Annotated in this window: 24 protein-coding genes and 1 pseudogene; 16 read left to right on the forward strand and 9 right to left on the reverse strand. The window is 57.7% G+C overall.

Features of this window, described 5'->3' with window-relative positions; genetic code table 11:
• Nucleotides 1–466 precede the first annotated feature (466 nt).
• Nucleotides 467–1765 (forward strand): MFS transporter, encoded by a 1299-nt coding sequence (locus GJV78_RS05885; RefSeq protein ID WP_155107453.1) that lies wholly within the window; start codon nucleotides 467–469, stop codon nucleotides 1763–1765.
• On the opposite strand, the gene GJV78_RS05890 is transcribed toward GJV78_RS05885, so the two are convergent.
• The 5 genes from GJV78_RS05890 to trxC form a co-directional block, all read right to left on the reverse strand.
• Nucleotides 1762–2085 (reverse strand): YfiM family lipoprotein, encoded by a 324-nt coding sequence (locus GJV78_RS05890; protein ID WP_167519396.1) that lies wholly within the window; start codon nucleotides 2083–2085, stop codon nucleotides 1762–1764. The two genes, GJV78_RS05885 and GJV78_RS05890, sit on opposite strands and share 4 nt — an antisense overlap.
• A 42-nt stretch (nucleotides 2086–2127) precedes the next feature.
• Complete coding sequence (pssA, locus tag GJV78_RS05895) at nucleotides 2128–3483, reverse strand: CDP-diacylglycerol--serine O-phosphatidyltransferase (RefSeq protein ID WP_155107599.1); 1356 nt, start codon at nucleotides 3481–3483, stop codon at nucleotides 2128–2130.
• Between the two features lie 114 nt (nucleotides 3484–3597).
• A complete protein-coding gene (locus tag GJV78_RS05900) occupies nucleotides 3598–6258 on the reverse strand; it encodes a bifunctional acetate--CoA ligase family protein/GNAT family N-acetyltransferase (RefSeq protein WP_155107454.1) in 2661 nt (886 codons plus the stop codon).
• Nucleotides 6259–6289: 31 nt separating this feature from the next.
• A complete protein-coding gene (gene tapT / locus GJV78_RS05905) occupies nucleotides 6290–6991 on the reverse strand; it encodes a tRNA-uridine aminocarboxypropyltransferase (protein ID WP_155107455.1) in 702 nt (233 codons plus the stop codon).
• A gap of 68 nt (nucleotides 6992–7059) precedes the next feature.
• Nucleotides 7060–7479, reverse strand: coding sequence for a thioredoxin TrxC (gene trxC / locus GJV78_RS05910; RefSeq protein WP_155107456.1), 420 nt, complete (start codon nucleotides 7477–7479; stop codon nucleotides 7060–7062).
• Nucleotides 7480–7683: 204 nt separating this feature from the next.
• Here trxC and GJV78_RS05915 point away from each other — a divergent pair, with 204 nt between their 5' ends.
• The gene (locus GJV78_RS05915) at nucleotides 7684–8721 is read left to right on the forward strand and encodes a tRNA/rRNA methyltransferase (protein WP_155107457.1); all 1038 of its coding nucleotides are present in this window, start codon (nucleotides 7684–7686) and stop codon (nucleotides 8719–8721) included.
• A gap of 71 nt (nucleotides 8722–8792) precedes the next feature.
• On the opposite strand, the gene ung is transcribed toward GJV78_RS05915, so the two are convergent.
• Nucleotides 8793–9482: a uracil-DNA glycosylase gene (gene ung, locus GJV78_RS05920; protein WP_155107458.1), complete on the reverse strand. Its 690-nt coding sequence runs from the start codon at nucleotides 9480–9482 to the stop codon at nucleotides 8793–8795.
• Nucleotides 9483–9800: 318 nt separating this feature from the next.
• On the opposite strand from ung, the gene grcA reads away from it, so the two are divergent.
• Nucleotides 9801–10184, forward strand: coding sequence for an autonomous glycyl radical cofactor GrcA (gene grcA / locus GJV78_RS05925; RefSeq protein ID WP_155107459.1), 384 nt, complete (start codon nucleotides 9801–9803; stop codon nucleotides 10182–10184).
• 250 nt (nucleotides 10185–10434) lie between these two features.
• Here grcA and srmB read toward each other — a convergent pair whose 3' ends face one another.
• Complete coding sequence (gene srmB, locus GJV78_RS05930) at nucleotides 10435–11769, reverse strand: ATP-dependent RNA helicase SrmB (protein WP_155107460.1); 1335 nt, start codon at nucleotides 11767–11769, stop codon at nucleotides 10435–10437.
• Between the two features lie 130 nt (nucleotides 11770–11899).
• Here srmB and trmN point away from each other — a divergent pair, with 130 nt between their 5' ends.
• From trmN to acpS, 13 genes and pseudogenes are all read left to right on the forward strand, one after another.
• Nucleotides 11900–12637, forward strand: coding sequence for a tRNA(1)(Val) (adenine(37)-N(6))-methyltransferase TrmN (gene trmN, locus GJV78_RS05935; protein WP_155107461.1), 738 nt, complete (start codon nucleotides 11900–11902; stop codon nucleotides 12635–12637).
• A gap of 347 nt (nucleotides 12638–12984) precedes the next feature.
• A pseudogene (gene rseD, locus GJV78_RS05940) lies at nucleotides 12985–13148 on the forward strand (rpoE leader peptide RseD).
• Nucleotides 13145–13720 carry an RNA polymerase sigma factor RpoE gene (rpoE, locus tag GJV78_RS05945; RefSeq protein WP_155107462.1) on the forward strand — a complete coding sequence of 192 codons (576 nt, stop codon included), beginning with the start codon at nucleotides 13145–13147 and terminating at the stop codon, nucleotides 13718–13720. Before rseD ends, rpoE begins: the two are co-directional and overlap by 4 nt.
• A 32-nt stretch (nucleotides 13721–13752) precedes the next feature.
• The gene (gene rseA / locus GJV78_RS05950) at nucleotides 13753–14403 is read left to right on the forward strand and encodes an anti-sigma-E factor RseA (RefSeq protein WP_155107463.1); all 651 of its coding nucleotides are present in this window, start codon (nucleotides 13753–13755) and stop codon (nucleotides 14401–14403) included.
• Complete coding sequence (rseB, locus tag GJV78_RS05955; protein WP_155107464.1) at nucleotides 14403–15356, forward strand: sigma-E factor regulatory protein RseB; 954 nt, start codon at nucleotides 14403–14405, stop codon at nucleotides 15354–15356. The genes rseA and rseB overlap by 1 nt, the downstream gene beginning before the upstream one ends.
• Nucleotides 15353–15832 (forward strand): SoxR-reducing system protein RseC, encoded by a 480-nt coding sequence (gene rseC, locus GJV78_RS05960; protein ID WP_155107465.1) that lies wholly within the window; start codon nucleotides 15353–15355, stop codon nucleotides 15830–15832. The genes rseB and rseC overlap by 4 nt, the downstream gene beginning before the upstream one ends.
• Nucleotides 15833–16015: 183 nt before the next feature.
• Entirely contained in the window at nucleotides 16016–17815 is a 1800-nt protein-coding gene (lepA, locus tag GJV78_RS05965; RefSeq protein ID WP_155107466.1) for a translation elongation factor 4, read from the forward strand.
• A 15-nt stretch (nucleotides 17816–17830) separates the two neighbouring features.
• Nucleotides 17831–18805, forward strand: a complete 975-nt coding sequence (gene lepB, locus GJV78_RS05970; RefSeq protein ID WP_155107467.1) for a signal peptidase I — start codon at nucleotides 17831–17833, stop codon at nucleotides 18803–18805.
• A 255-nt stretch (nucleotides 18806–19060) separates the two neighbouring features.
• Nucleotides 19061–19741: a ribonuclease III gene (gene rnc / locus GJV78_RS05975; RefSeq protein WP_155107468.1), complete on the forward strand. Its 681-nt coding sequence runs from the start codon at nucleotides 19061–19063 to the stop codon at nucleotides 19739–19741.
• Entirely contained in the window at nucleotides 19738–20643 is a 906-nt protein-coding gene (gene era / locus GJV78_RS05980; RefSeq protein WP_155107469.1) for a GTPase Era, read from the forward strand. The genes rnc and era overlap by 4 nt, the downstream gene beginning before the upstream one ends.
• Before the next feature lie 188 nt (nucleotides 20644–20831).
• Nucleotides 20832–21560, forward strand: a complete 729-nt coding sequence (gene recO, locus GJV78_RS05985) for a DNA repair protein RecO (protein ID WP_155107470.1) — start codon at nucleotides 20832–20834, stop codon at nucleotides 21558–21560.
• A gap of 12 nt (nucleotides 21561–21572) precedes the next feature.
• Nucleotides 21573–22304: a pyridoxine 5'-phosphate synthase gene (gene pdxJ, locus GJV78_RS05990; RefSeq protein WP_155107471.1), complete on the forward strand. Its 732-nt coding sequence runs from the start codon at nucleotides 21573–21575 to the stop codon at nucleotides 22302–22304.
• Nucleotides 22304–22684: a holo-ACP synthase gene (gene acpS / locus GJV78_RS05995; RefSeq protein ID WP_155107472.1), complete on the forward strand. Its 381-nt coding sequence runs from the start codon at nucleotides 22304–22306 to the stop codon at nucleotides 22682–22684. Before pdxJ ends, acpS begins: the two co-directional genes overlap by 1 nt.
• Nucleotides 22685–22716: 32 nt before the next feature.
• Here acpS and GJV78_RS06000 read toward each other — a convergent pair whose 3' ends face one another.
• Nucleotides 22717–22977 carry a YfhL family 4Fe-4S dicluster ferredoxin gene (locus GJV78_RS06000; protein WP_155107473.1) on the reverse strand — a complete coding sequence of 87 codons (261 nt, stop codon included), beginning with the start codon at nucleotides 22975–22977 and terminating at the stop codon, nucleotides 22717–22719.
• Between the two features lie 54 nt (nucleotides 22978–23031).
• Entirely contained in the window at nucleotides 23032–23880 is an 849-nt protein-coding gene (locus GJV78_RS06005; RefSeq protein WP_155107474.1) for a MurR/RpiR family transcriptional regulator, read from the reverse strand.
• Nucleotides 23881–23943: the final 63 nt, after the last annotated feature.

Below are 23943 nucleotides of genomic sequence, written 5' to 3' on the forward strand. Positions count from 1 at the left end.
TAAGACCGGTGGCAGTGAGCTCCGCCCCGTGCGGGACCAGGGAACTGACAGACATCAAATAAGTGAAAAGGCCATCCTGCGGGATGGCCTTTTTGCGCTGGTGCGCCGGATAAAAGCTCTGCCTGGCGGCACTTCGCTCCGTTGCCGTGTTGCCTTCACATGGGCTGCGGGACAACACGTTCGCCAATAGCCAGTGCTTCCGCTCAACGCCCGAAATCCAAAAATTTTACCATCTGCTTATACATAACGTCCTGAATAGCCCTTCTGCTTTGTTCTCTTTATCGCATCAGTTTCCGCTGCATCCTCTCTTTTCCTGCTTCATAGCTACCTGGCTCGTTGTGCTAATCAGAAATGTGATATTGCTCTCATATTTTTATATAACAACTATATAACATTTCATTTACCAAAAATGTCGACAAATACAATTAATGAGCGCAACAGATTCTTTGGCAGGAGTACAATTCTGATGAGTGAAAGCAGTGTGTCTGCGGGGGGGATGCTGGCCTCCGGCGATACCCGCCGTCGTGTATGGGCGATTGTCGGCGCTTCGTCGGGCAATCTGGTCGAATGGTTTGACTTTTATATTTACTCCTTCTGTTCTCTCTATTTTGCCCATATTTTCTTTCCTTCCGGGAATACCACAACGCAGCTTCTCCAGACCGCGGGCGTTTTTGCTGCCGGTTTTTTGATGCGCCCCATTGGTGGCTGGCTTTTTGGCCGAATTGCCGATAGGCATGGCCGCAAAAAATCCATGCTGTTGTCGGTTTGTATGATGTGTATGGGATCGCTGGCGATTGCGTGTCTGCCGGGGTATGACATTATTGGGACCTGGGCACCTGCTCTGTTGCTTTTGGCTCGCCTGTTTCAGGGGCTCTCCGTAGGGGGAGAATATGGAACCAGTGCAACCTATATGAGTGAAGTTGCCATCGAGGGGCGTAAAGGATTTTATGCTTCTTTTCAGTACGTTACCCTAATAGGCGGACAGCTGCTGGCGCTGCTGGTAGTGGTCATCCTCCAGCAGACGATGGAGGATAGCGCCCTGAGGGCATGGGGATGGCGTATTCCTTTTGTGCTCGGTGCCGTGCTTGCCATTGTCGCACTGTGGCTGCGTCGCCAGCTGGATGAAACGTCGAAACAGGAGAACCGCGCGCTGAAGGAAGCCGGATCGTTGAAAGGACTGTGGCGTAACCGCAAGGCGTTTATTATGGTGCTGGGTTTTACCGCCGCCGGCTCGCTCTGTTTTTACACCTTCACGACCTATATGCAGAAATACCTGGTTAATACGGCAGGTATGCACGCCAACGTCGCCAGCGGCATTATGACGGGGGCTTTGTTTGTTTATATGCTGGTTCAGCCGCTTTTTGGTGCGCTTTCGGATAGAATCGGCAGACGTACCTCTATGCTTTGTTTTGGCGCGCTGGCGACGCTTTTCACCGTACCGATCCTCTCAGCCCTACAGAATGTCACCTCGCCTTATGCGGCGTTTGCTCTGGTGATGTGCGCTCTGCTAATTATCAGCTTTTACACTTCTATTAGTGGGATCCTGAAGGCTGAGATGTTCCCCGCTCAGGTCCGCGCTCTGGGGGTAGGGCTTTCTTACGCCGTGGCGAACGCGCTGTTTGGGGGATCCGCCGAGTACGTTGCGCTATCCCTGAAGTCGGCAGGCATGGAAAACTCTTTTTTCTGGTACGTTACCGCGATGTCCGTCGTGGCGTTCCTGGTATCGCTGACTCTGCACCGTAAGGGGAAGGGGCTGCGTCTCTAATAGTGTGCCATCTGCCAGGCGGCGTAGCCGGCGGCTGCGCCAGCTACGTCCCATGCGAGGTCCTTCCAGCTCCAGCCGCTTCCTGCGGGACGGCTATCCCATAGCTCTTTAGACGCGCCCAGGCTAATGGAAAACATCAGGCCGACGGCGGCGCTGCGATCGCGGCTGAGGTCCTGATGCCGGGCATGTTCGTTTCCGGCCGCTGAAAGCATCGCGGAGGCGATAAAATGTTGAGCTTTATCCTGTCCGCGCCAGCCGTCGTTAGCGGTATGGCTGCAGCCGCAGAGAAACAACAGAGGTAAAAGAGACAGAATACGCACGCGATCTCCACGGAATAAGCCCCGTACTGTACGGGGTTCACCTTATAGAATACGACTGATTAATCTGTCAATGCGGATACGCCGCAGGCGACGGATAAGCTTGCGAACTTTTACCGGATAATCAGCAATGCTTTGTAAATCGCGATAATGCTTCACGACCGTAGTATGAGTACGGATAAGCGACAGCTCCTTTTCGCGCTGAGACGCCAGCTCCTGCTTAGGATCGTGAATGAGGATCGCATTTTCCAGATCCAGACGCCAGGCGCGAGGGTTAAGGTTATTCCCGGTGAGCAGCATCCACCTGTCGTCCACCCACATGCCTTTCAGATGGTAAGAGTTGTCGTCATCTTTCCATAAACGCACCACCAGCTGTCCGGTGTTGACGTAGTACTGCAGACGGCTCAGGAAGCGGCGTAGATTAATTTCATAGAGGTAGGGAAGCGCACCGATAATCTTGAATGGCTCGTTTTGCGGAATATAAAAATCGTTTGCCGTCTTATCACCAACGATAATTTCAACGCCCTTCCCGTCGCGCAGAAGCTGAATGATATTACGCACCAGTACGGCGGGCAGGTTGAAGTAGGGGGTACAGATCGTCAGCTTATGCTCCGCGCAGGGCATCAGATGGAAAATAGTTTTATTAAGCAGGCTGGTTTTTCCGAGACCCACGAGCGGCGTTACGGAAAGGGTGTCATTATCTGCATCGCCCTGAAAATGGTAAGTGGCGTCGCGCAGCTCCTGACGATACAGCCGGATATCGTTTTTAATTTCCGGGCTTTTGGGGCGCTGAGCGTCATCCAGACGATTAACGGCGCGGCCGTTTATCAGGTTCTGAGTCACCCACTCGAACATAATTTCGGCCAACCGCGAATTGCGAATCAGCTGATAGCGGTCGTAGCGGTATTTTTCATGCTGATGGAGATAAACATCGTTCAGGCTGGCACCGCTGTACAGAACGCTGTCGTCAATAATAAAGCCTTTAAAGTGCAGCACACCAAGCGCTTCGCGGGTGTTGATCGGCACGCCGTATACGGGAATGTCCACGCCCGGATTCTCCCGGGCCATGCGGCAGTACCAGTCGGCGTTAGTGTTCGATGCCTCGACGCCAATGCGGCCACGCTGCGCGCGGTGCCAGTCGACCAGCACACGGATGTCCAGCGCGGGACGCTGCCGTTTAGCCTCGTAGAGGGCATTCAGTATGCCTTTGCCGCCGTCATCCTGCTCAAGATAGAGGGCAATAATGCAAATGCGTCGCGTTGCGCTGGCAATTTTCTCCAGCAGCGTCTCCCGGAAGTTGGCAGGAGCATAAAAGAAATCTACATCATCAACGGATTGAGCGATTTTAGGGAGTTGGGCAAGGTGTTGTTGATGTTTATTAAGCTTAAATTTTGACAACATCACAGTGCATTTCTTCTCTGTTCATTGAAGGGTTCTCTGTGCTATGCAGACGACATAAGCGGACAATCATAACATCAGTCCTGGCTAAAGTGATCAACATTTCCAGTACCTTACTCACGATTCCTCGTGTTGGTCCAGATCCAGCGTTAGACCAACAATACCTTCTTCGAGCTGAATATCAATGCTAAAACCAAGCTTGCGGGCCAGGATTATCATGCCGCGATTATTGGGCATTGTGATTCCGTTAAGGCGTTTCAGACCGTGACTGCGCGTGTAAGCTATTAGTTTTTCCATCAACTGACGGCCAAGACCTAATCCTTTCAGATCGGAGCGGACCAGGACGGCAAACTCCGCATCAATGTTATCCGGATCGGAAATGGCGCGCGTTACGCCAAGGATCTCTTCCTGACGATCGCAGCGGCGTACTGCGACAAAGGCCATTTCCCGATCGTAGTCGATCTGCGTCATATTGGCTAAATCTTCATGAGTAAATTCATTGATCTCGCTGAAATAGCGGTAATACAGATCTTCTTTGGTAACCTGGGAAATAAACTGCTGCAGATGCGGCTCATCCTCCGGCAGGATCGGGCGAAACAGACAGCGGTCGCCGTTTTTTAAGTGTACCCACTCCTCAAGCTGATGAGGATAGGGTCGTACGGCGAGCCTGGCTTCGCTATTGCCGCTAAACGGAGCGATGTCCATCGTCACATCGAGAGCGATAAAATCTTCAGCCGAGGCCAGAAGCGGATGAATATCCAGCCGCTGAATTTCCGGGCAATCGACGATCAGGTTAGAGACCTGCACCAGCAGCTGGCTCAACCCATTAATGTCCAGCGGACGCAGGGCGCTCCGGCCACGGATCTTTTTGCTCTTGATTGCCTGAATGACCAGGTAACGCGCCAGATTCATATTCAGGGGCGGCAGCGCCACCGCCGCCTGTTCTTCCGGCCGCCACTCCACGCCGCCCTCCCCAAGCATAATCAGAGGGCCAAACAGCGGATCGTGCTCAACCACGACGCGCAGCTCTTGGGCTCCCGCGCGGTTGGCCATACTTTGCACCAGCAGACCGTGGATCCGCGCCTGCGGCCAGGCCATTTTTACGCGATCGAAGATAGCGTTCGCCGCCTGCTCCACTTCCACCGCCGTGCGCAGGTAGAGCATAACGCCCTGTACCTCCGACTTATGCGGAATATCCGGAGAGCGCAGCTTCAGCGCGACGGGATAGCCTATCTGCCCGGCGATATGTACCGCTTCGGCGCTGTCCCCGGCAATCCAGGTGGGAAGCGTATGCAGACCATAGGCCTGCAGGATCGGCGCAACCTCATGGGTGTCCAGCGAAGATGCGCCGTCGGCGATAGCCCGCTGAAGGAGCGCGTGCGCCTGCGCCGTATTTGAGGCCAGGCTGTCGGGGAGTGCCGGGGTTTCTCGCAGCTGCTTCTGGTTTCGCCGATATTCCACCATATGCATAAAGGCCGTAATGGTGCCTTCCGGCGTACGATAGGTGGGAATGCCAGCCTCGCTGAACAGTCTGCGGGCCTCCTGAGAGGAGAATTCTCCGCACCAGTTAGTCAACAGTGAGACAAACTTGCCCCTGGGATGGCGCTTTAGGGCATCGATCAGCGCCCGGGCGCATTCGGTCACCGGGGCCACCGCGCTGGGAGAGTGGATCACCATCAGCGCGTCAAAATCCTGGCTGGAAAGCAAAACGTCGAGCGCGCTAACATAGTGCTCAACGGTGGCGTCGTCGCGCAGATCCAGCGGGCTGGCGATATCAACCTGTGCGGGCAGCGCCTCCCGCAGCTGACGATGGGTCTCCTCGCTCAGAGTGGCCGGCTTGCCGTTGCGCGGCCAGAGCGCGTCCAGCGCCAGCGCGGCAGGAGCCGCGCCGTTGCTGACGATCATCAGCCGGTCGCCGCGCAGCGGGCGCATATGGCTGAGCGTTTCGACCGCCGAAAACAGTTCATGAGTATCCTGTACGCGCAGCAGACCGGCGCGCTGAATCGCGGCGTCCCACGCCGGATCCAGCCCCGAGCGGGTATTCAGCAGGCGCTGGGCCTGTGGACTACGGCCGCTTTTGATGATCAGGATCGGCTTGTTGCGCGACGCGCTGCGGGCGGCGGAGACAAAGCGCCGGGCGTCGCTTAAATGCTCAAGATAGAGCAGGATAGCGCTGGTCTTACCGTCGCGCGCCAGAAAGTCCAGCAGCTCGTCAACGTCGATATCCAGGCCGTCGCCAAGCGCGATAAAATAGGAGAAGCCCATTTCCCGCTGCTGCGCCCAGTCGAGAATGGTATTGGAAACGGCGGCGGACTGCGAAATGAAGGCAAGCCTGCCGCGCCGGATCGGCACCGGTGAAAAGCTGGCGTTCAGCCCCTGCCACGGCGCGAGCAGCCCAAGGCTGTTAGGGCCGAGCAGGCGCATTGTATAGCGCCGGGCGCAGGCCAACAGCTCAGCGTGCCGGGAGGTGGGGGCAGAGAGGATGATGCAGGTTTTGCAGCCTTTTTCGCCCAGCGCTTCGAGCAGGGACAGATTACGGCTGGCGTTAGTGCAGAGCACCGCGAGATCGGGAACAAACGGCAGGCTGGCGATATCTGGCCATGCCAGAACCCCCAGCACGGCCTTCCAGGCGGGGGTGACCGGCAATACCGGGCCATTGAAGCCCCCGGCAAGCAGGTTACGCATCATCAGATAACCAGCGCGACTGGGCTTCATTGACGCGCCGATGACCGCAATGGACTTTGGCCGCAGCAGCGCTTCCAGACCTCGTTGACTCATATCGGTTTCCTTCGGCTATGAGCGAAAAAGTCTACATGCTTTCCGCTGATTCTGCTGTGACGCTCCCCTGATGTTGCGTTTTTCCCGCGAGGTAGCGCGTTCTGAAGCGGAAAAAATGTTCGCCTAAGCCGGCCGCTGCCTCAGCGTCACCGGCCAGATCCAGCAGAGCGATAGCCACCTCGGCGGTACAATATTGTCCTGCCGCATGGGCCTCGCGCAGGCGATAGGCGGAAAGGCGCGCCAGATCGACGGAGATAACCGGCAGCGCGTCAAGCCAAGGGCTTTTACGGAACATTTTACGGGCTTCCGGCCATGTGCCGTCGAGCATGATGAACAGCGGCGGCTTTCCGGAGGAAGAGGGGGCGGAAATAACCTGGCGCTCTTCTCCGGCATAGGAGGCAGGGAACACCACCATCGGCTGATAGTCTGGGCTCTGCACCAGCTCAAGCAGCGCTGACGGCGGCGCGGTGCGCGACCACCCGAACGCGGCGGTATCGGGTAAAATATCGGCGATCAGTCGTCCGGTATTGCTGGGCTTCATTGGCTCGGTGTCAAACATGACCAGGCAAAATCGGCTTCGGGCCTGTCGGGGAGATAGCGTATCGCACAGGCAGAGTTTTAGCGGCAGCAGGCAGCGCTGACAGCGGCGGATGCGGTTTCCGCGGGCGAGAAAAGGGCGTGTCGCCCGCGCCAGGCGTTCGGCGCGCAGCTGAAGAACGGCGTTATCGGTCATGGGGATATATGATGAAAAACGCCATTGTCGCAGAGCGGAAAACGGGGCACAAGATGCCCCCCCGGGGTTTACAACGATTCATCCAGCCAGCTGTCAAAAGGCGCTTTTGGCACGGCACCATTAAGCGTATCGACGAGCTGGCCCTGCCTGAAGATCATAATCGTCGGGATGCTGCGGATACCAAAACGCGCGCTTAGCTCACGTTCGGCCTCGGTGTTGATCTTAACAAAACGTACCTGGCCGCTCCGCTCCTGCGCAACGTCTTCAAAGATCGGTGCAAAGCTGCGGCAGGGGCCGCACCAGGGTGCCCAGAAGTCAATCACCACGGGCAGATCGTCCTTCAACAGCTTATCCAGCGTTTCGCCGGTGGCGGCGATCACTTTACCGTCAAACAGCTCGTGACCGCAGCGTCCGCATTTGGCCGCGTCCTCACGGCGATCGTCGGGAAGGCGGTTAATGGCCTGGCAGCGGGTACAAACGGTATTCATAGCTAACCTCTGAATATGTGGCTTACGAAGCCGGCAACAGGCCGGATGTTTCTTTTGTGTTACATATTATTGGTGTATTTGTAGTAAGCAACAATGCGTTTTATTCAATGAGTACAATAGTCATAAGCTTTTAACTGAAAACGTAGCTAACCGGCTGCACATCGGGTAATCTGCGCGCTTCGCGCAGCGCTGGTGGAGAAAAGCATGAACGATGAATTAAAAAGTAAAAGCGGCAAGGTCAAAGTGATGTATGTCCGCAGTGATGATGATTCCGACCGTCGTATCCATAACCCGCGTACCGGGAAAGGGGGCGGGCGTCCAGGAAAATCACGTGCAGACGGTGGCCGTCGCCCCGCCCGCGATGAACCAAACAGACAGAGCCGCGATCGCCGCAGCGATGAGTCGCCCTGGCGCACCGTATCCCGCGCGCCGGGCGATGACGTGCCAGAAAAAGCCGATCACGGCGGCATCAGCGGGAAAAGCTTTATCGATCCGGAAGTGTTGCGCCGTCAACGCGCGGAAGAAGCCCGCGTTTACGGGGAAAATGCCTGCCAGGCCCTGTTCCAGAGCCGTCCGGACGCTATCGTCCGCGCGTGGTTTATTCAGAGCGTTACCCCGCGCTTTAAAGAGGCGCTGCGCTGGATGGCAGCGAACCGCAAGGCCTACCACGTGGTGGACGAAGCCGAGCTGGCAAAAGCCTCCGGTACTGAGCACCACGGCGGCGTCTGCTTCCTGATTAAAAAACGTAACGGTACTACCGTCAGGCAGTGGGTGAGCAAGGCCGGGACGCAGGACTGCGTGCTGGCGCTGGAAAACATCGCCAATCCGCATAATCTGGGCGGCATGATGCGCAGCTGCGCGCACTTCGGTATCAGAGGCGTTGTGGTGCAGGACGCGGCGCTGCTGGAGTCTGGCGCGGCGATTCGTACCGCTGAAGGTGGCGCGGAGCACGTGCAGCCGATTACCGGCGACGGCATTGTCGGGGTGCTGGATGATTTTCGTCAGGCGGGCTATACCGTTGTAACCACCTCCAACGATCGCGGGGCGTCGCTGTTCAAAACAGCGCTGCCGGAAAAGGTCGTGCTGGTACTGGGCCAGGAGCTTGACGGTATGCCGGAAGCGGCGCGCGATCCTCGCGATCTGTGCGTAAAAATTGACGGCACCGGCAGTGTGGAAGGCCTCAACGTTTCGGTTGCCGCAGGCGTACTGCTTGCGGAGTGGTGGCGGCAGAACAAAGCGTAACGCTGTGTCTGCAGACCCGGCTGGCGTCGCGCCATGCCGGGTAATGGCCGGCATCAGTCCGGCCTGATATTTTACTCGCTCTCCGCCGGCAGGACCGGCATCCAGTCAATGGGTTTTTCGCCTCTTTTTTCCAGCCACTGATTTGTCAGTACGAAATGATTGCAGCCAAAAAAGCCGCGATGGGCGGACAGCGGCGACGGGTGCGGCGCTTTCAGCACATAATGGCGCTGCTTGTCGATAATCGCCCCCTTTTTCTGCGCATGGGAACCCCAGAGCAGAAAAACCACCCCCTCGCAATGCTGGTTTATCAGGCTTATCACTTTATCGGTAAAGGTTTCCCAGCCCAGGCTGGCATGGGAATGCGCCTGCCCGGCGCGTACCGTCAACACCGTATTAAGTAGCAAAATGCCCTGACGCGCCCAGCTTTCAAGATAGCCATGTGTCGGCCGGGTAAAACCCGGAACAGAGCTTTCCAGCTCTTTATAGATATTGAGCAGCGACGGCGGCGTGGCGATGCCGGGACGCACGGAAAACGACAGCCCGTGAGCCTGGCCGGGGCCGTGGTACGGGTCCTGGCCCAGAATCACCACCTTCACATCACCAAGCCCGGTGTAGCGGAACGCATTAAAAACATCTTTCTGCGGAGGGTAGATAGTGATGCCGGATTGGCGCTCTCCGGCAACGGTTTGTAGCGTATGAACAAAATAGGGCTGTTTTTTCTCTTCAGCCAGCACGTCGTGCCAGGTTAATTCGGTAGCCATCTCGCTCTCCTGCGATTTCTTTCGTCCCCTTAGCTTAACTGCTTCTTTCTGCGGTGCAAAATGCTGTCTGCCATAAAGCAAATCTGCCCCTGTGCCGGGAAAAGCCACATGTTTGAAAAACAATTGCACGGCGAATTTAAATTGATGTGACGCAATAAAGTTTTCTGCGTGGTTCTTTGCTGGTGTGATTTTTATTGATTTATATCAAAGAATGCGGCAAGTCCGAAGCGTATATATACACACAAGAAACAATGGTTTTACCAATTGCCCGCAATTTGCGCTGGCCATAGTCAAATAAATTCGCCCGGGAGGCATCTTATGATTACAGGTATCCAGATTACTAAAGCCGCTAACGACGATCTGCTGAACTCTTTCTGGCTGCTGGACAGCGAAAAAGGCGAAGCGCGCTGCATCGTGGCGAAAGCCGGTTTCGCGGAGGATGAGGTGGTTGCGGTAAATACGCTGGGTGACATCGAATACCGGGAAATCCCAATGGAAGTGAAACCGGAAGTTCGCGTGGAAGGCGGGCAGCATCTGAATGTTAACGTGCTGCGCCGTGAAACGCTGGAAGACGCGGTTAAGCATCCGGAAAAATATCCGCAGCTGACCATCCGCGTTTCCGGCTACGCCGTGCGCTTTAACTCGCTGACGCCGGAGCAGCAGCGCGACGTCATCGCCCGTACTTTTACTGCAAGCCTGTAAGGTTGTAAAAGCACAGAGGCGGAGCAGGCGAAAGCCTCTCCGCCTTTGGCGTTGAATCAGTAAGCCGCTGCGTCAGGCACGGCGCTATACCCCAGGAATCATCGCCCGCGCTACGCATTGCGTGCCTTATCCGTGACGTCAACGCTCTGGCTGAGCTACTCTTTAGCGAAGTGCGCGGCATGGCGAAAAAGTGACAGGCCCGGCGATGCGGACGCAGGCAGAAAAAGCCGGGCTGCGCCCGGCACTGTAATTACTCTTCGTTTAGCTGCTGTGGCGTAGCCGCACCGCTCGGCTTGCGGCGCTTGCCAATATTTTTAGTATCGCGGTGGCGCTTTTTGACCCGCGGCTTCTCTTTTTCTTTCTCTTTTTTCTTCTCGGCGCGCTTCGCCAGCACCTTCTTCGACGGTTTGCCGGTCGATTTTTCGCTGGGCGCGCGCGTCGTCGGACGCAGTTCGTCAATAACCCGTGCTTTCAGCGGCTCTTCAATATAGCGGCCGATTTTGCCCAACAGCAGGTGATCGTGTGCTTCAACCAGCGAGATAGCGGTGCCTTTGCGGCCCGCGCGTCCGGTGCGGCCGATGCGGTGCAGATAGGTGTCGCCGCTGCGCGGCATATCGAAGTTGATAACATGGCTGACGTCAGGAATGTCGATTCCGCGCGCGGCGACGTCGGTGGCGACCAGCACGTTGACCCGGCCATCGGTCAGACGTTTAATCGCCTCGTTACGCTTTACCTGTACCATTTCACCTTCGAGATAGCAGTTATTGATGCCCGCTTCACGCAGCCAGTTCGCCAGCTCATGCACACGCTCGCGTTTGCGCACGAAGACGATGGTGCGCGTGGCTTCCGGCTGTTTTAGCAGGTGCACCAGCAGCGCGGTTTTGTGCTCAATATTGTCGGCGCGGTAGTACCACTGATGGATCTTCTTGCGCTCGCGGGTTGAGGGAGTGGCCGAAACCTCTACCGGATCCTCCAGCAGGCGCTCGGCGAAATCGTTAATTGCCTCACCTTCCAGCGTTGCGGAGAAGAGCATGGTCTGTTTACGCCAGCGGGTCTCCCCGGCGATATGCTCGATATCCTGGGCAAAGCCCATGTCCAGCATGCGGTCGGCTTCGTCGAGGATCAGGGTTTCCACCGCGCGGCAGTCGAAGTTTTCTTCTTTTATATACTGCAGCAGGCGGCCGGTGGTGGCGACCACGATATCCTGGTTTTCACTGAACACCTCAGCGTGGTTCATATAGGCCACGCCGCCGGTGATGGTCGCGATATCGAGATGCGTATGCCTGGCCAGCTCACGCGCATGATCGGCGACCTGCATCGCCAGCTCGCGGGTCGGCGTCAGGATCAAAATGCGCGGCGGGCCGGATTTTTTACGCGGGAAGTCGAGCAGATGCTGCAACGCTGGCAGCAGGTATGCCGCCGTTTTACCGGTGCCGGTTGGCGCAGAACCGAGTACATCACGGCCATCGAGCGCAGGCGGAATGGCGGCAGCCTGAATGGCGGTCGGGCGAGTGAAACCTTTATCCTGGAGAGCGTCCAGCAGGCTTTCGTCGAGTTCAAGTTCGGAAAAAGTCGTTACAGTCATGTTCTACCTCAGTGTGGGGCGCTGATTATAGACGTTACGGCAGTAATCTTCATCTGTTTGTATGGATATCGCTTCTCAGGTATTGTTCTCGTCCGGCTCTGTCGTCGTATTATTGCAAGGTTCTTGATTCATGTCCCAGTCTGGCTCAGTGCTTCGCCGCAATGGTTTTACGTTTAAGCAGTTTTTTGTGGCGCACGATCGCTGCGCGATGAAGGTCGGCACCGACGGCATTCTGCTCGGGGCCTGGGCACCGGTAGCCGGAGTAAAGCGCGTGCTGGATATTGGTTCCGGCAGCGGTCTGCTGGCGCTGATGCTGGCCCAGCGGACGGGGGATGCGGTGAAAATTGAGGCGGTGGAGCTTGATAGCGGAGCGGCCGCGCAGGCGCAGTCGAACGTTATGCACTCACCCTGGGCGCATCGCGTCTCGGTGCATGTGGACGATATTCTTCAGTGGGCAGTCCGCCAGACCGTGCGTTTCGATCTGATTGTCAGCAATCCACCCTATTACCCTGAAGGCGTGGAGTGCGCCACGCCGCAGCGGGAGCAGGCGCGCTACACTACCACGCTGGATCATCAGGCGCTGCTGGCCGTGGCGGCCGGGAGCATCACGGAAGAGGGATTTTTCTGCGTGGTCCTGCCGGAAGCGATCGGCAATACCTTTACCCAGCAGGCGCTGGATATGGGCTGGCACCTGCGGCTGCGTACGGACGTTGCGGAAAACGAAGCGCGTTTGCCTCATCGGGTCCTGCTGGCCTTCTCCCCTGAGGCGGGGGAGTGCTTTAGCGATCGGCTATTGATCCGCGGGGCGGATCAGCGCTACTCGGAAGGCTATACGGCGCTAACGCAGGATTTCTATCTGTTTATGTGAGGCCAGGCGCTGCCGCATCGTCGTCCGCTCTTTTCCCATAGGTAGCGCCCCCGTAGTCCGTATCTGCCGCCGCAGGCCGTCAGTCGAGGCACGTGTTTGATTAAATAAACACCTCTGCCAATATCCCCTCCTTTCAGGCCGTTTTCAATTCTACTGCGCCGATTCAGATAATTAAGATGAACCCATAGCACGCCATAAAGCTCCGAAAAAATAAAAAAAGATTTTGTACGCCGCGCCGTCAGCGTCAGATTAGGTGATGAAATAAAGCGGCCGTTGGGGTACTCTTCAGGCTGCACAATGGGCATTTCTAAACAGAGAGTGCGATGTTCAGCAGTTGTAGACTTATAATGAGAGATAAGACCTGTCTGCAGCATGACAAACAAAGACAGTGCGTGACGGAACTTTACAAAATCGAGACACTCTTACCTGTTGCTTGCTCATAGTGCAGCTAATGGAGTGGCGTTTCGCGAGCGCGTGGAAATTTGGTTTGGGGAGACATTACCTCGGATGAGCGAGCAGTTAACGGACCAGGTCCTGGTTGAACGGGTCCAGAAGGGAGATCAGAAAGCCTTTAACCTACTGGTGATACGCTACCAGCATAAGGTGGCAAGTCTGGTTTCCCGCTATGTGCCATCGGGCGATGTTCCCGACGTGGTACAGGAATCATTTGTGAAGGCCTGGCGCGCGCTGGATTCATTCCGGGGAGATAGCGCTTTCTATACCTGGCTGTATCGTATCGCGGTCAATACGGCGAAAAATTATCTGGTTGCTCAGGGGCGTCGGCCGCCCTCGAGCGACATAGACGCCAACGAAGCAGAGAACTTCGAGAGCGGCGGGGCGTTAAAAGAAATTTCGAACCCTGAAAATTTAATGTTGTCAGAAGAGCTGAGACAGATAGTTTTCCGGACCATTGAGTCTCTCCCGGAAGATTTACGCATGGCGATTACCTTACGGGAGCTGGATGGCCTGAGCTATGAAGAGATAGCGGCCATTATGGAGTGCCCGGTAGGCACGGTACGTTCACGTATTTTTCGGGCGCGGGAAGCTATTGATAATAAAGTTCAACCGCTTATCAGGCGTTGACGATAGCGGAATACTGGAAAAGGGTATCAGGCATGCAGAAAGAAAAACTTTCCGCTTTAATGGATGGCGAAACGCTGGATAGCGAGCTGCTTCAGACGCTGGCTCACGATTCGGAGATGCAAAAAAACTGGGAAGGCTATCACCTGATCCGCGATGCAATGCGGGGAGATATGCCTGACGTTCTCCACTTTGATATTTCCGCTCGCGTTATGGCCGCCATTGAAGATGAGCCGCTGCGTTCGGTGACGCCGCCGCTCCCTGAGGCTCAGCCGACGCCGCGCCAGTGGCAGAAGATGCCGTTCTGGAACAAAGTGCGCCCGTGGGCCGCGCAGCTTACCCAAATGGGTGTCGCGGCGTGCGTATCGCTTGCAGTTATCGTCGGCGTCCAGCAATATAACGGGCAATCTGACACTTCCCAGCAGCCTGAAGCGCCGGTGTTTAATACGCTGCCAATGATGGGCAAAGCCAGCCCTGTAAGCCTGGGAGTGCCTTCTGAAGCCAACGTCAGCAGCGGTCAGCAGCAGCAGATTCAGGAGCAGCGCCGCCGCATTAACGCCATGCTGCAGGATTACGAGCTGCAGCGTCGGCTGCATTCGGAACAGCTTCAGTTTGAGCAGACCCAGACACAGCAGGCCGCTGTGCAGGTGCCGGGAATTCAAACTTTAGGAACCCAAACGCAGTAATGAAGCAACTTTGGTTTGCCATGTCACTTGTGGCGGGTAGCCTGTTTATTTCTGTTAACGCCTCGGCCAGCCCTGCGTCCGGGGCGTTATTGCAGCAGATGAACCTGGCCAGCCAGTCACTGACCTACGAACTGTCGTTCGTCAGCATCAATAAACAGGGCGTCGAATCGTTGCGTTACCGGCACGCGCGGCTGGAGAATCGCCCGCTCGCGCAGCTGCTGCAGATGGACGGGCCGCGTCGTGAAGTGGTTCAGCGCGGTAATGAGATTAGCTATTTCGAGCCGGGCCTTGAGCCATTTACGCTGAACGGCGACTATATCGTCGACTCTCTGCCGTCCCTGATTTACAGCGATGTCAAACGCCTTGCCTCCTATTACGATTTTATCTCCGTAGGCCGAACCCGCATTGCCGACAGGCTGTGCGAGGTGATCCGCGTCGTGGCGCGCGACGGCACGCGCTATAGCTATATCGTGTGGATGGATATCGGAACAAAGCTGCCGATGCGCGTGGATCTGCTCGATCGGGATGGCGAAACCCTGGAGCAGTTCCGGGTGGTCTCTTTTACCGTTAATAAAGAGGTTGCCAACAGTATGCAGATGCTGGCGAAAGCCAACCTGCCGCCGCTGCTCTCCGTTCCGGCGGCGGAAAAGAGCAAGTTCAACTGGACCCCGGCCTGGCTGCCCCAGGGGTTCCGCGAAATTTCCAGCGGCCGCCGCCCGCTGCCGACCACCAGTATTCCCATCGAGTCGCGGCTCTATTCCGACGGCCTGTTCAGCTTCTCTGTTAACGTCAATCGGGCGACGGCGGTCAGCGCCGACCAAATGCTGCGCACCGGGCGCAGAACCGTCAGCACCAGCGTGCGCAACGGCGTCGAGATCACCATTGTCGGCGAGCTGCCGCCGCAGACGGCGAAGCGGATCGCTGACGGCATTAAGTTTGGAGCGGGGCAATGATCAAAGAGTGGGCCACCGTCGTCGACTGGCAGGACGGGCTGGCGACGGTTAGCTGCGACGTTAAGGCCTCGTGCAGCGGCTGCGCCTCGCGCGTCGGCTGCGGCAGCCGGGTGTTAAACAAGCTGGGGCCGCAGACGACGCACACTATCGTCGTACCCAGCGCGCAGCCCCTGACCCCCGGGCAGAAAGTTGAGCTGGGCATTGCCGAAGGCAGCCTGCTGGGTTCGGCAATGCTGGTCTACCTGACGCCGCTGTTCGGCTTATTTCTGATGGCATCACTGTTTCAACTGCTGTTCGCCTCCGATCTCGCGGCGCTGAGCGGGGCCGTGCTGGGCGGCGTGGGCGGTTTTCTGATTGCCCGCGGCTGCTCCCGCAGGCTTGCCGGACGCGAAGCCTGGCAGCCTGTCGTCCTGAACGTCGCGCTGCCGCCCGACGTGCTGCGCGTATCCGCCGGGGCCGGTGAAACAGAGCGGTAATTTCACCGGTTTGCTTTAAAAATCGTTACGGCTTCCGCTTCCCGCTATCCTTGCTTTATGAACGTTTCCTCGCCTCCGCGTTGTAGTGTAGAATGCGGCGTTTCAGTTAAACAGACGTCAGGTTCAGTACAGCGACCTCTAAGAGCCTGGTTAACCAGGCGTAAGGCATAATAATTTCCATATATGAAGAACATACGTAACTTTTCGATCATAGCTCACATTGACCACGGTAAATCAACGCTGTCTGACCGTATTATCCAGATCTGCGGTGGCCTCTCTGACCGGGAAATGGAAGCGCAGGTTCTGGACTCGATGGACCTGGAGCGTGAGCGCGGCATCACTATTAAAGCCCAGAGCGTGACGCTGGATTACAAAGCCTCCGACGGCGAAATTTACCAGCTTAACTTTATCGACACCCCGGGGCACGTGGACTTCTCTTACGAAGTCTCCCGCTCGCTGGCCGCCTGCGAAGGGGCGCTGCTGGTTGTCGACGCCGGGCAGGGCGTCGAGGCGCAGACGCTGGCGAACTGCTATACCGCGATGGAAATGGATCTTGAAGTTGTGCCGGTCCTGAACAAGATTGACCTGCCCGCCGCCGACCCTGAGCGGGTGGCGGAAGAGATCGAAGACATTGTCGGCATTGACGCCGCTGACGCCGTACGCTGCTCCGCTAAGACCGGGATTGGGGTACAGGACGTGCTGGAACGCCTGGTACGCGATATTCCGCCGCCGGAAGGCGATCCGGAAGGCCCTCTCCAGGCGCTGATTATCGACTCCTGGTTCGACAACTACCTGGGCGTGGTATCGCTGGTGCGTATTAAAAACGGCACCATGCGTAAAGGCGACAAGGTTAAGGTAATGAGCACCGGGCAGAGCTATAACGCCGATCGTCTGGGGATCTTCACGCCGAAGCAGGTCGATCGCACCGAGCTGAAGTGCGGCGAGGTGGGCTGGCTGGTTTGCGCCATCAAAGATATTCACGGCGCGCCGGTGGGCGATACCCTGACGCTGGCGCGCAATCCGGCGGATAAAGCGCTGCCGGGTTTCAAAAAGGTGAAGCCGCAGGTCTATGCCGGCCTGTTCCCGGTCAGCTCCGACGACTATGAAGGCTTCCGCGACGCGCTCGGCAAGCTGAGTCTCAACGACGCCTCGCTGTTCTATGAGCCGGAAAGCTCTACCGCGCTGGGCTTCGGTTTCCGCTGCGGCTTCCTCGGCCTGCTGCATATGGAGATCATTCAGGAGCGCCTGGAGCGCGAATACGATCTCGATCTGATCACCACCGCGCCGACCGTTGTTTATGAAGTTGAAACCACGGCGAAGGAGGTGATCTACGTCGACAGCCCCTCCAAGCTGCCGCCGCTGAATAATATCTACGAGCTGCGCGAGCCGATCGCCGAGTGCCATATGCTGCTGCCGCAGGCCTATCTGGGCAACGTCATTACGCTGTGCGTCGAAAAACGCGGCGTGCAGACCAACATGGTTTATCACGGCAACCAGGTGGCGCTGACCTATGAAATTCCGATGGCGGAAGTGGTGCTCGACTTCTTCGACCGCCTGAAGTCAACCTCCCGCGGCTATGCGTCGCTGGACTATAACTTCAAGCGCTTCCAGGCCTCCGACATGGTGCGCGTGGACGTGCTGATTAACGGCGAGCGCGTGGACGCGCTGGCGCTGATTGTCCACCGCGATAACTCCCAGAGCCGCGGGCGCGAGCTGGTCGAGAAAATGAAAGACCTGATCCCGCGCCAGCAGTTTGATATCGCCATTCAGGCGGCGATTGGCACGCATATTATCGCGCGCTCCACCGTCAAACAGCTGCGTAAGAACGTTCTGGCCAAGTGCTACGGCGGCGATATCAGCCGTAAGAAAAAGCTGCTGCAGAAACAGAAAGAAGGTAAAAAGCGAATGAAGCAGATCGGTAACGTCGAGCTGCCTCAGGAAGCGTTCCTCGCTATTCTGCACGTCGGCAAAGACAGCAAATAATTCTAAGGAGCTGGCATGGCGAATATGTTTGCCCTGATTCTGGTGATTGCCACACTGGTGACGGGCATTTTATGGTGCGTGGACAAATTTATCTTCGCGCCAAAACGGCGGAAGCGCCAGGCCGCCGCGCAGGCGGCGGCGGGTGACGCGCTGGATGCGGTAACGTTAAAAAAAGTTGCCGCGAAGCCGGGCTGGCTGGAAACCGGGGCGTCGATATTTCCGGTGCTGGCCATCGTGCTCATTGTGCGATCTTTTATTTACGAGCCGTTCCAGATCCCGTCTGGTTCGATGATGCCGACGCTGTTAATCGGTGATTTTATCCTCGTGGAGAAATTCGCCTATGGCATTAAGGATCCGATTTATCAGAAAACCCTGATCGAGACCGGTCATCCGAAGCGCGGCGACATCGTGGTATTTAAATATCCGCGGGACACGCGGCTTGATTATATTAAGCGCGCCGTCGGCCTGCCGGGCGACAAGGTAACTTACGATCCGATTGCCAAAGAGGTCACCATTCAGCCCGGCTGCAGCTCCGGCCAGGCCTGTGAGAAGGCGCTGCCGGTTACCTACAGTAACGTTCAGCCGAGCGACTTTGTGCAGACCTTTGCCCGTCGTAACGGCGGAGAGGCCACCAACGGCTTCTTCGAGGTGCCGCTGAATGAAACCAAAGAGAATGGCATTCGCCTCTCCTTGCGTACTGAAAATCTGGGCGAGGTCTCCCACCGGATCCTGACGGTGCCGATAGCCCAGGATCAGCCGGGAATGTACTACCGACAGCCGGGCCAGCAGCTGGCCACCTGGATCGTGCCGCCGGGGTACTACTTCATGATGGGCGACAACCGTGACAACAGCGCGGACAGCCGCTACTGGGGCTTTGTGCCGGAAGCGAACCTGGTCGGCAGAGCGACCGCCATCTGGATGAGCTTCGACAAGCAGGAAGGCGAATGGCCGACCGGCGTCCGCCTGAGCCGTATCGGCGGTATTCACTAACCATGTTCTGCGTTCACGCTGCCGCGACGGCAGCGTGAATTATTTATTAGATAAATCTCCCATGGCTAACGACATCCCCCGTCGTTGTGTATAGAATATTCCTCCGAAGATTCAGGCTGGCACCTGCGGGTCGCCACGGCACACGAAACAGCATTGTTCCCCCAGACAAAACGCATTTTGCCGTAGGCGGCGCGCTATTTCTGGCAGGTCTGTTTCGTGTGCTGAATTGTTGACGCATTTATTTATTGGTATCGCATGAACCCCATCGTAATTAATCGGCTTCAACGGAAGCTGGGCTACACTTTTACTCATCAGGATCTGCTGCAGCAGGCATTAACTCACCGTAGCGCCAGCAGCAAACATAACGAGCGTTTAGAATTTTTAGGCGATTCAATTTTAAGCTTTGTGATTGCGAATGCGCTGTATCACCGCTTCCCGCGCGTGGATGAGGGCGATATGAGCCGTATGCGCGCCACGCTGGTGCGCGGCAACACGCTGGCGGAGCTGGCCCGCGAGTTCGATCTGGGCGAGTGTCTGCGCCTGGGGCCTGGCGAGTTAAAAAGCGGCGGCTTTCGACGGGAGTCTATCCTCGCGGATACCGTGGAGGCATTAATCGGCGGCGTTTTCCTCGACAGCAATATTCAGACCGTCGAAAAGCTGATCCTGAACTGGTATCAGACCCGCCTCGATGAAATCAGTCCGGGCGATAAGCAAAAAGATCCCAAAACGCGCCTGCAGGAGTATCTGCAGGGTCGCCACCTGCCGCTGCCGTCCTACCTGGTGGTACAGGTTCGCGGCGAGGCGCACGATCAGGAATTCACTATCCACTGCCAGGTCAGCGGCCTGAGTGAACCGGTGGTTGGCACAGGTTCGAGCCGTCGCAAGGCGGAACAGGCTGCCGCCGAACAGGCGTTGATAAAACTGGAGCTGGAATGAGTATTGATAAGAGCTACTGCGGATTTATCGCCATTGTCGGACGGCCGAACGTCGGTAAATCGACGCTGTTGAATAAGCTGCTCGGGCAGAAGATTTCGATAACCTCCCGCAAGGCGCAAACGACACGTCACCGCATTGTCGGAATCCATACCGAAGGGGCGTACCAGGCGATCTATGTGGATACTCCCGGTCTGCATATGGAAGAGAAGCGCGCCATCAACCGCCTGATGAACAAAGCGGCCAGCAGCTCTATCGGCGACGTTGAGCTGGCGATTTTTGTGGTTGAAGGCACCCGCTGGACGCCGGACGACGAAATGGTGCTCAATAAGCTGCGCGGCGGCAAAGCGCCGGTGATCCTGGCGGTAAACAAGGTCGATAACGTGCAGGAAAAGGCCGATCTGCTGCCGCACCTGCAGTTCCTGGCCAGCCAAATGAACTTTCTCGATATCGTGCCGCTCTCCGCAGAAACCGGGATGAACGTAGACACCATCGCGGGCATCGTGCGTAAACACCTGCCGGAGGCGATCCACCACTTCCCGGAAGATTACATCACCGATCGCTCCCAGCGCTTTATGGCCTCTGAAATCATCCGCGAAAAGCTGATGCGCTTCCTCGGGGCCGAGCTGCCTTACTCCGTTACCGTTGAGATTGAGCGCTTTATCACCAACGAGCGCGGCGGCTACGACATCAACGGGCTGATCCTCGTTGAGCGCGAAGGGCAGAAGAAGATGGTTATTGGCAACAAAGGGGCCAAAATTAAAACCATCGGCATCGAAGCGCGTAAGGATATGCAGGAGATGTTTGAAGCGCCGGTCCATCTGGAGCTGTGGGTGAAGGTTAAATCCGGCTGGGCCGACGATGAACGCGCGCTGCGCAGCCTCGGTTACGTTGACGACCTCTGATTGTCCCTGGCTATGACGTTCAACGCGCGGGGTAAGTTATCCGGCGGCCGGGTCAGCGCAGAGCCCAGGGCTGGCCGGGGCGGCGGAAGCGTCTGTTTTCGGACGTTCGTTCAGGCCGGCGGCCGCGGCGAAATCGTTGCCCGGAGCCTGCGTCCGGCGCATCCGCATCCTGAGCGGCGGAGCGGATAATGGAAGGGTGGCAGCGCGCTTTCGTCCTGCATACGCGCCCCTGGAGCGAGACCAGCCTGATGCTGGACGTTTTCACGGAAGAGTCCGGCCGTATGCGCCTGGTTGCTAAAGGCGCTCGCGCAAAGCGTTCTAACCTGAAGGGGGCGCTGCAGCCTTTCACGCCGCTGCTGCTGCGCTTCGGCGGGCGCGGCGAGGTCAAAACCTTGCGCAGCGCCGAGGCGGTTTCACTGGCGCTCCCCCTGAGCGGTATCACCCTGTACAGCGGCCTCTACATTAACGAGCTACTCTCCCGCGTTCTTGAATATGAGACGCGCTTCTCGGCGCTTTTTTTCGATTACCTCAGCTGTATTCAATCCCTGGCCGGCGTCACCGGCACGCCGGAGCCGGTCCTGCGCCGCTTTGAGCTGGCGCTGCTCGGCCATCTGGGCTACGGCGTCGACTTTATCCACTGCGCGGGCAGCGGCGAGCCGGTGGATGACGGGATGACCTACCGCTATCGCGAGGAGAAGGGATTTATTGCCAGCGTGGTGGTGGATCACCATACCTTTACCGGGCGACAGCTAAAGGCGCTTGAAGCGCGAGAATTTCCCGATGTTGATACCCTGCGCGCCGCGAAACGCTTTACCCGAATGGCGCTGAAGCCGTATCTTGGGGGCAAACCGCTAAAAAGTCGGGAGCTGTTCCGGCAATTTATGCCAAAACGTGCAGCGAACACGAAAAATGATTAACGAGGATTTGTCATGGCTGAACTACTGTTAGGGGTCAACATTGACCATATCGCCACGCTGCGCAACGCGCGCGGCACCGCGTATCCTGACCCGGTGCAGGCGGCGTTCATCGCCGAGCAGGCGGGCGCGGACGGCATCACCGTCCATCTGCGTGAGGATCGTCGCCACATTACCGACCGCGACGTGCGTATTCTGCGCCAGACTTTGGACACCCGCATGAACCTGGAGATGGCGGTGACCGAAGAGATGCTGGCGATCGCCGTGGAGACGAAGCCGCACTTCTGCTGCCTGGTGCCGGAAAAGCGCCAGGAGGTGACCACCGAAGGCGGGCTGGACGTCGCCGGGCAGCGCGACAAAATGCGCGACGCCTGCGCGCGTCTGGCGGCGGCCGGGATTCAGGTCTCGCTGTTTATCGACCCCGACGAGTCGCAGATTGAAGCCGCCGCCGACGTCGGCGCGCCGTACATTGAAATTCACACCGGCCGCTACGCGGATGCCAGGAGCGACGCTGAGCAGGCGCAGGAGCTGGCGCGCATTGCCAACGCCGCGACCTTTGCCGCGGGGCTGGGGCTAAACGTCAACGCCGGCCACGGCCTGACCTACCACAACGTCAAGGCCATCGCCGCGCTGCCGGAAATGCACGAGCTGAATATCGGCCACGCCATTATCGGCCGGGCGGTGATGAGCGGTCTGGCGGAAGCGGTGGCGGAAATGAAGCGTCTGATGCTGGAAGCGCGCGGCTAATGGCGATTCTCGGCCTGGGCACCGATATCGTGGAGATCGCCCGCATTGAGGCGGTGCTGTCTCGTTCCGGCGATCGGCTGGCGCGCCGGGTGCTGAGCGTCAACGAATGGGCCATCTGGGAGACGCACCGGCAGCCGGCGCGCTTTCTCGCCAGGCGCTTTGCGGTCAAAGAGGCGGCGGCGAAAGCCTTTGGCACCGGCATTCGCAACGGGCTGGCGTTCAACCAGTTTGAGGTGTTTAACGATGAGCTGGGCAAGCCGCGCCTGCGGCTGTGGGGAGAGGCGTTAGCGCTGGCGGAGAGGCTGGGCGTGGCGCATATGCACGTCACGCTGGCCGATGAACGGCGCTACGCCTGCGCGACGGTTATTCTTGAACGCTGAGACATTAAGGCCGGGTGGCCTGCCCGGCCCGCTCAGAGCTTGTCCGCGTGGTGCATCAGGACAAACTTATCCCACAGCTGCTCTTCCGTCTCGCTGTGCGCCGGGTCCGGGTTAATCGTGTTCGGGATCGGGCACACCTTCTGGCAGGTCGGCGTGTCGTAATGGCCCACGCACTCGGTACACTTGTCGCTGTTAATCTCATAGATGCTGTCGCCCATCGAAATCGCCTCGTTGGGGCACTCAGGCTCGCACATATCGCAGTTGATACACTTCTTGCTGATTAACAGGGCCATCAGGAAACTCTCTGAACGTCACAAACCGGCGGGCATTATACGCGCATTCCCCGTTCAGACCAGTTTTTTTACCAGCGCTTCGCTGCGGCGGATCCGCTCCGGAGCGCGCTCCGCATCCTGTTGCACCAGCGCCATAAACAGCAGGTCGGTAAGCATCATCTGGGCATGGGTGGCGGAGATGGCGGCGCTGCGGGTGGCCTGTTCCTCAGCGATGGTGTACAGGCTGTGGGTGGCACGCTGCTGCAGCGCGTTGGGCGTGAAGCCGGTAATGGCGAGAATTTTCCCACCGACGCGCAGGGTCTCATCCGCTGCCAGGTTCAGCGCTCGCCGCTCGCCGCTGTAGGAGATAGCCAGCAGCAGATCGTCCGCCGACAGCGCCTGGGCGGTGGCCAGCAGCGCGTGCATATCGCGTTCGAACGCCGCGTTAAGGCCGATTTTCGTCAGCTTCCAGGCGAAGTTCTGCGCCGCCAGGCCGGACGCGCCGATGCCGGCCAGCACGATGCGCCGGGCGGCGCGCAGCAGCGCCACGCCCTGGGCCAGCTTCTCTTCGCTGTTGACGTTCAGGGTGGCGTGCATTGCCGCCGTGTTTTCAGCGATCAGCTTTTCTCCCACCACGCGGATCGGATCGTCGCTGCGGATCTGATTATGTACTGAGACGGAGCGAGGCGGCGGGCCGCTGGCCAGCGCGTCGCTAATCGCCAGCTTCAGCGCCGGAAAACCCTTAAAGCCCAGCTTTTGGGCAAACTTCACCACGCTTGACTGGCTGACGCCCGCTTCGGCGGCAAGCTGCTGGGAGCTGAGATGCCGCGCTTTCTCCGGCTGGGTGAGCAGAAAATCAGCCAGCCTTTTGTCGCTTTGCGCAAGCCCCTGATAACGCTGGCGAATGCGAATCAAACCGTTCATGGTGTCTCCTGACGAGGGCGTGACGGCGGTGAAGGACCAATATTTCACTCGCCCGAAAGAATA

The organism is Intestinirhabdus alba, from assembly GCF_009711095.1.
Classification (GTDB): domain Bacteria; phylum Pseudomonadota; class Gammaproteobacteria; order Enterobacterales; family Enterobacteriaceae; genus Intestinirhabdus; species Intestinirhabdus alba.

What these genes read in the sequence shown, in the direction of transcription:
- GJV78_RS05885 (WP_155107453.1), top strand. Translation starts at nt 467, where the DNA reads ATGAGTGAAAGCAGTGTGTCTGCGGGGGGGATGCTGGCCTCCGGCGAT.
- pssA (WP_155107599.1), bottom strand. Translation starts at nt 3,483, where the DNA reads ATGTTGTCAAAATTTAAGCTTAATAAACATCAACAACACCTTGCCCAA.
- GJV78_RS05900 (WP_155107454.1), bottom strand. Translation starts at nt 6,258, where the DNA reads ATGAGTCAACGAGGTCTGGAAGCGCTGCTGCGGCCAAAGTCCATTGCG.
- tapT (WP_155107455.1), bottom strand. Translation starts at nt 6,991, where the DNA reads ATGACCGATAACGCCGTTCTTCAGCTGCGCGCCGAACGCCTGGCGCGG.
- trxC (WP_155107456.1), bottom strand. Translation starts at nt 7,479, where the DNA reads ATGAATACCGTTTGTACCCGCTGCCAGGCCATTAACCGCCTTCCCGAC.
- GJV78_RS05915 (WP_155107457.1), top strand. Translation starts at nt 7,684, where the DNA reads ATGAACGATGAATTAAAAAGTAAAAGCGGCAAGGTCAAAGTGATGTAT.
- ung (WP_155107458.1), bottom strand. Translation starts at nt 9,482, where the DNA reads ATGGCTACCGAATTAACCTGGCACGACGTGCTGGCTGAAGAGAAAAAA.
- grcA (WP_155107459.1), top strand. Translation starts at nt 9,801, where the DNA reads ATGATTACAGGTATCCAGATTACTAAAGCCGCTAACGACGATCTGCTG.
- srmB (WP_155107460.1), bottom strand. Translation starts at nt 11,769, where the DNA reads ATGACTGTAACGACTTTTTCCGAACTTGAACTCGACGAAAGCCTGCTG.
- trmN (WP_155107461.1), top strand. Translation starts at nt 11,900, where the DNA reads ATGTCCCAGTCTGGCTCAGTGCTTCGCCGCAATGGTTTTACGTTTAAG.
- rpoE (WP_155107462.1), top strand. Translation starts at nt 13,145, where the DNA reads ATGAGCGAGCAGTTAACGGACCAGGTCCTGGTTGAACGGGTCCAGAAG.
- rseA (WP_155107463.1), top strand. Translation starts at nt 13,753, where the DNA reads ATGCAGAAAGAAAAACTTTCCGCTTTAATGGATGGCGAAACGCTGGAT.
- rseB (WP_155107464.1), top strand. Translation starts at nt 14,403, where the DNA reads ATGAAGCAACTTTGGTTTGCCATGTCACTTGTGGCGGGTAGCCTGTTT.
- rseC (WP_155107465.1), top strand. Translation starts at nt 15,353, where the DNA reads ATGATCAAAGAGTGGGCCACCGTCGTCGACTGGCAGGACGGGCTGGCG.
- lepA (WP_155107466.1), top strand. Translation starts at nt 16,016, where the DNA reads ATGAAGAACATACGTAACTTTTCGATCATAGCTCACATTGACCACGGT.
- lepB (WP_155107467.1), top strand. Translation starts at nt 17,831, where the DNA reads ATGGCGAATATGTTTGCCCTGATTCTGGTGATTGCCACACTGGTGACG.
- rnc (WP_155107468.1), top strand. Translation starts at nt 19,061, where the DNA reads ATGAACCCCATCGTAATTAATCGGCTTCAACGGAAGCTGGGCTACACT.
- era (WP_155107469.1), top strand. Translation starts at nt 19,738, where the DNA reads ATGAGTATTGATAAGAGCTACTGCGGATTTATCGCCATTGTCGGACGG.
- recO (WP_155107470.1), top strand. Translation starts at nt 20,832, where the DNA reads ATGGAAGGGTGGCAGCGCGCTTTCGTCCTGCATACGCGCCCCTGGAGC.
- pdxJ (WP_155107471.1), top strand. Translation starts at nt 21,573, where the DNA reads ATGGCTGAACTACTGTTAGGGGTCAACATTGACCATATCGCCACGCTG.
- acpS (WP_155107472.1), top strand. Translation starts at nt 22,304, where the DNA reads ATGGCGATTCTCGGCCTGGGCACCGATATCGTGGAGATCGCCCGCATT.
- GJV78_RS06000 (WP_155107473.1), bottom strand. Translation starts at nt 22,977, where the DNA reads ATGGCCCTGTTAATCAGCAAGAAGTGTATCAACTGCGATATGTGCGAG.
- GJV78_RS06005 (WP_155107474.1), bottom strand. Translation starts at nt 23,880, where the DNA reads ATGAACGGTTTGATTCGCATTCGCCAGCGTTATCAGGGGCTTGCGCAA.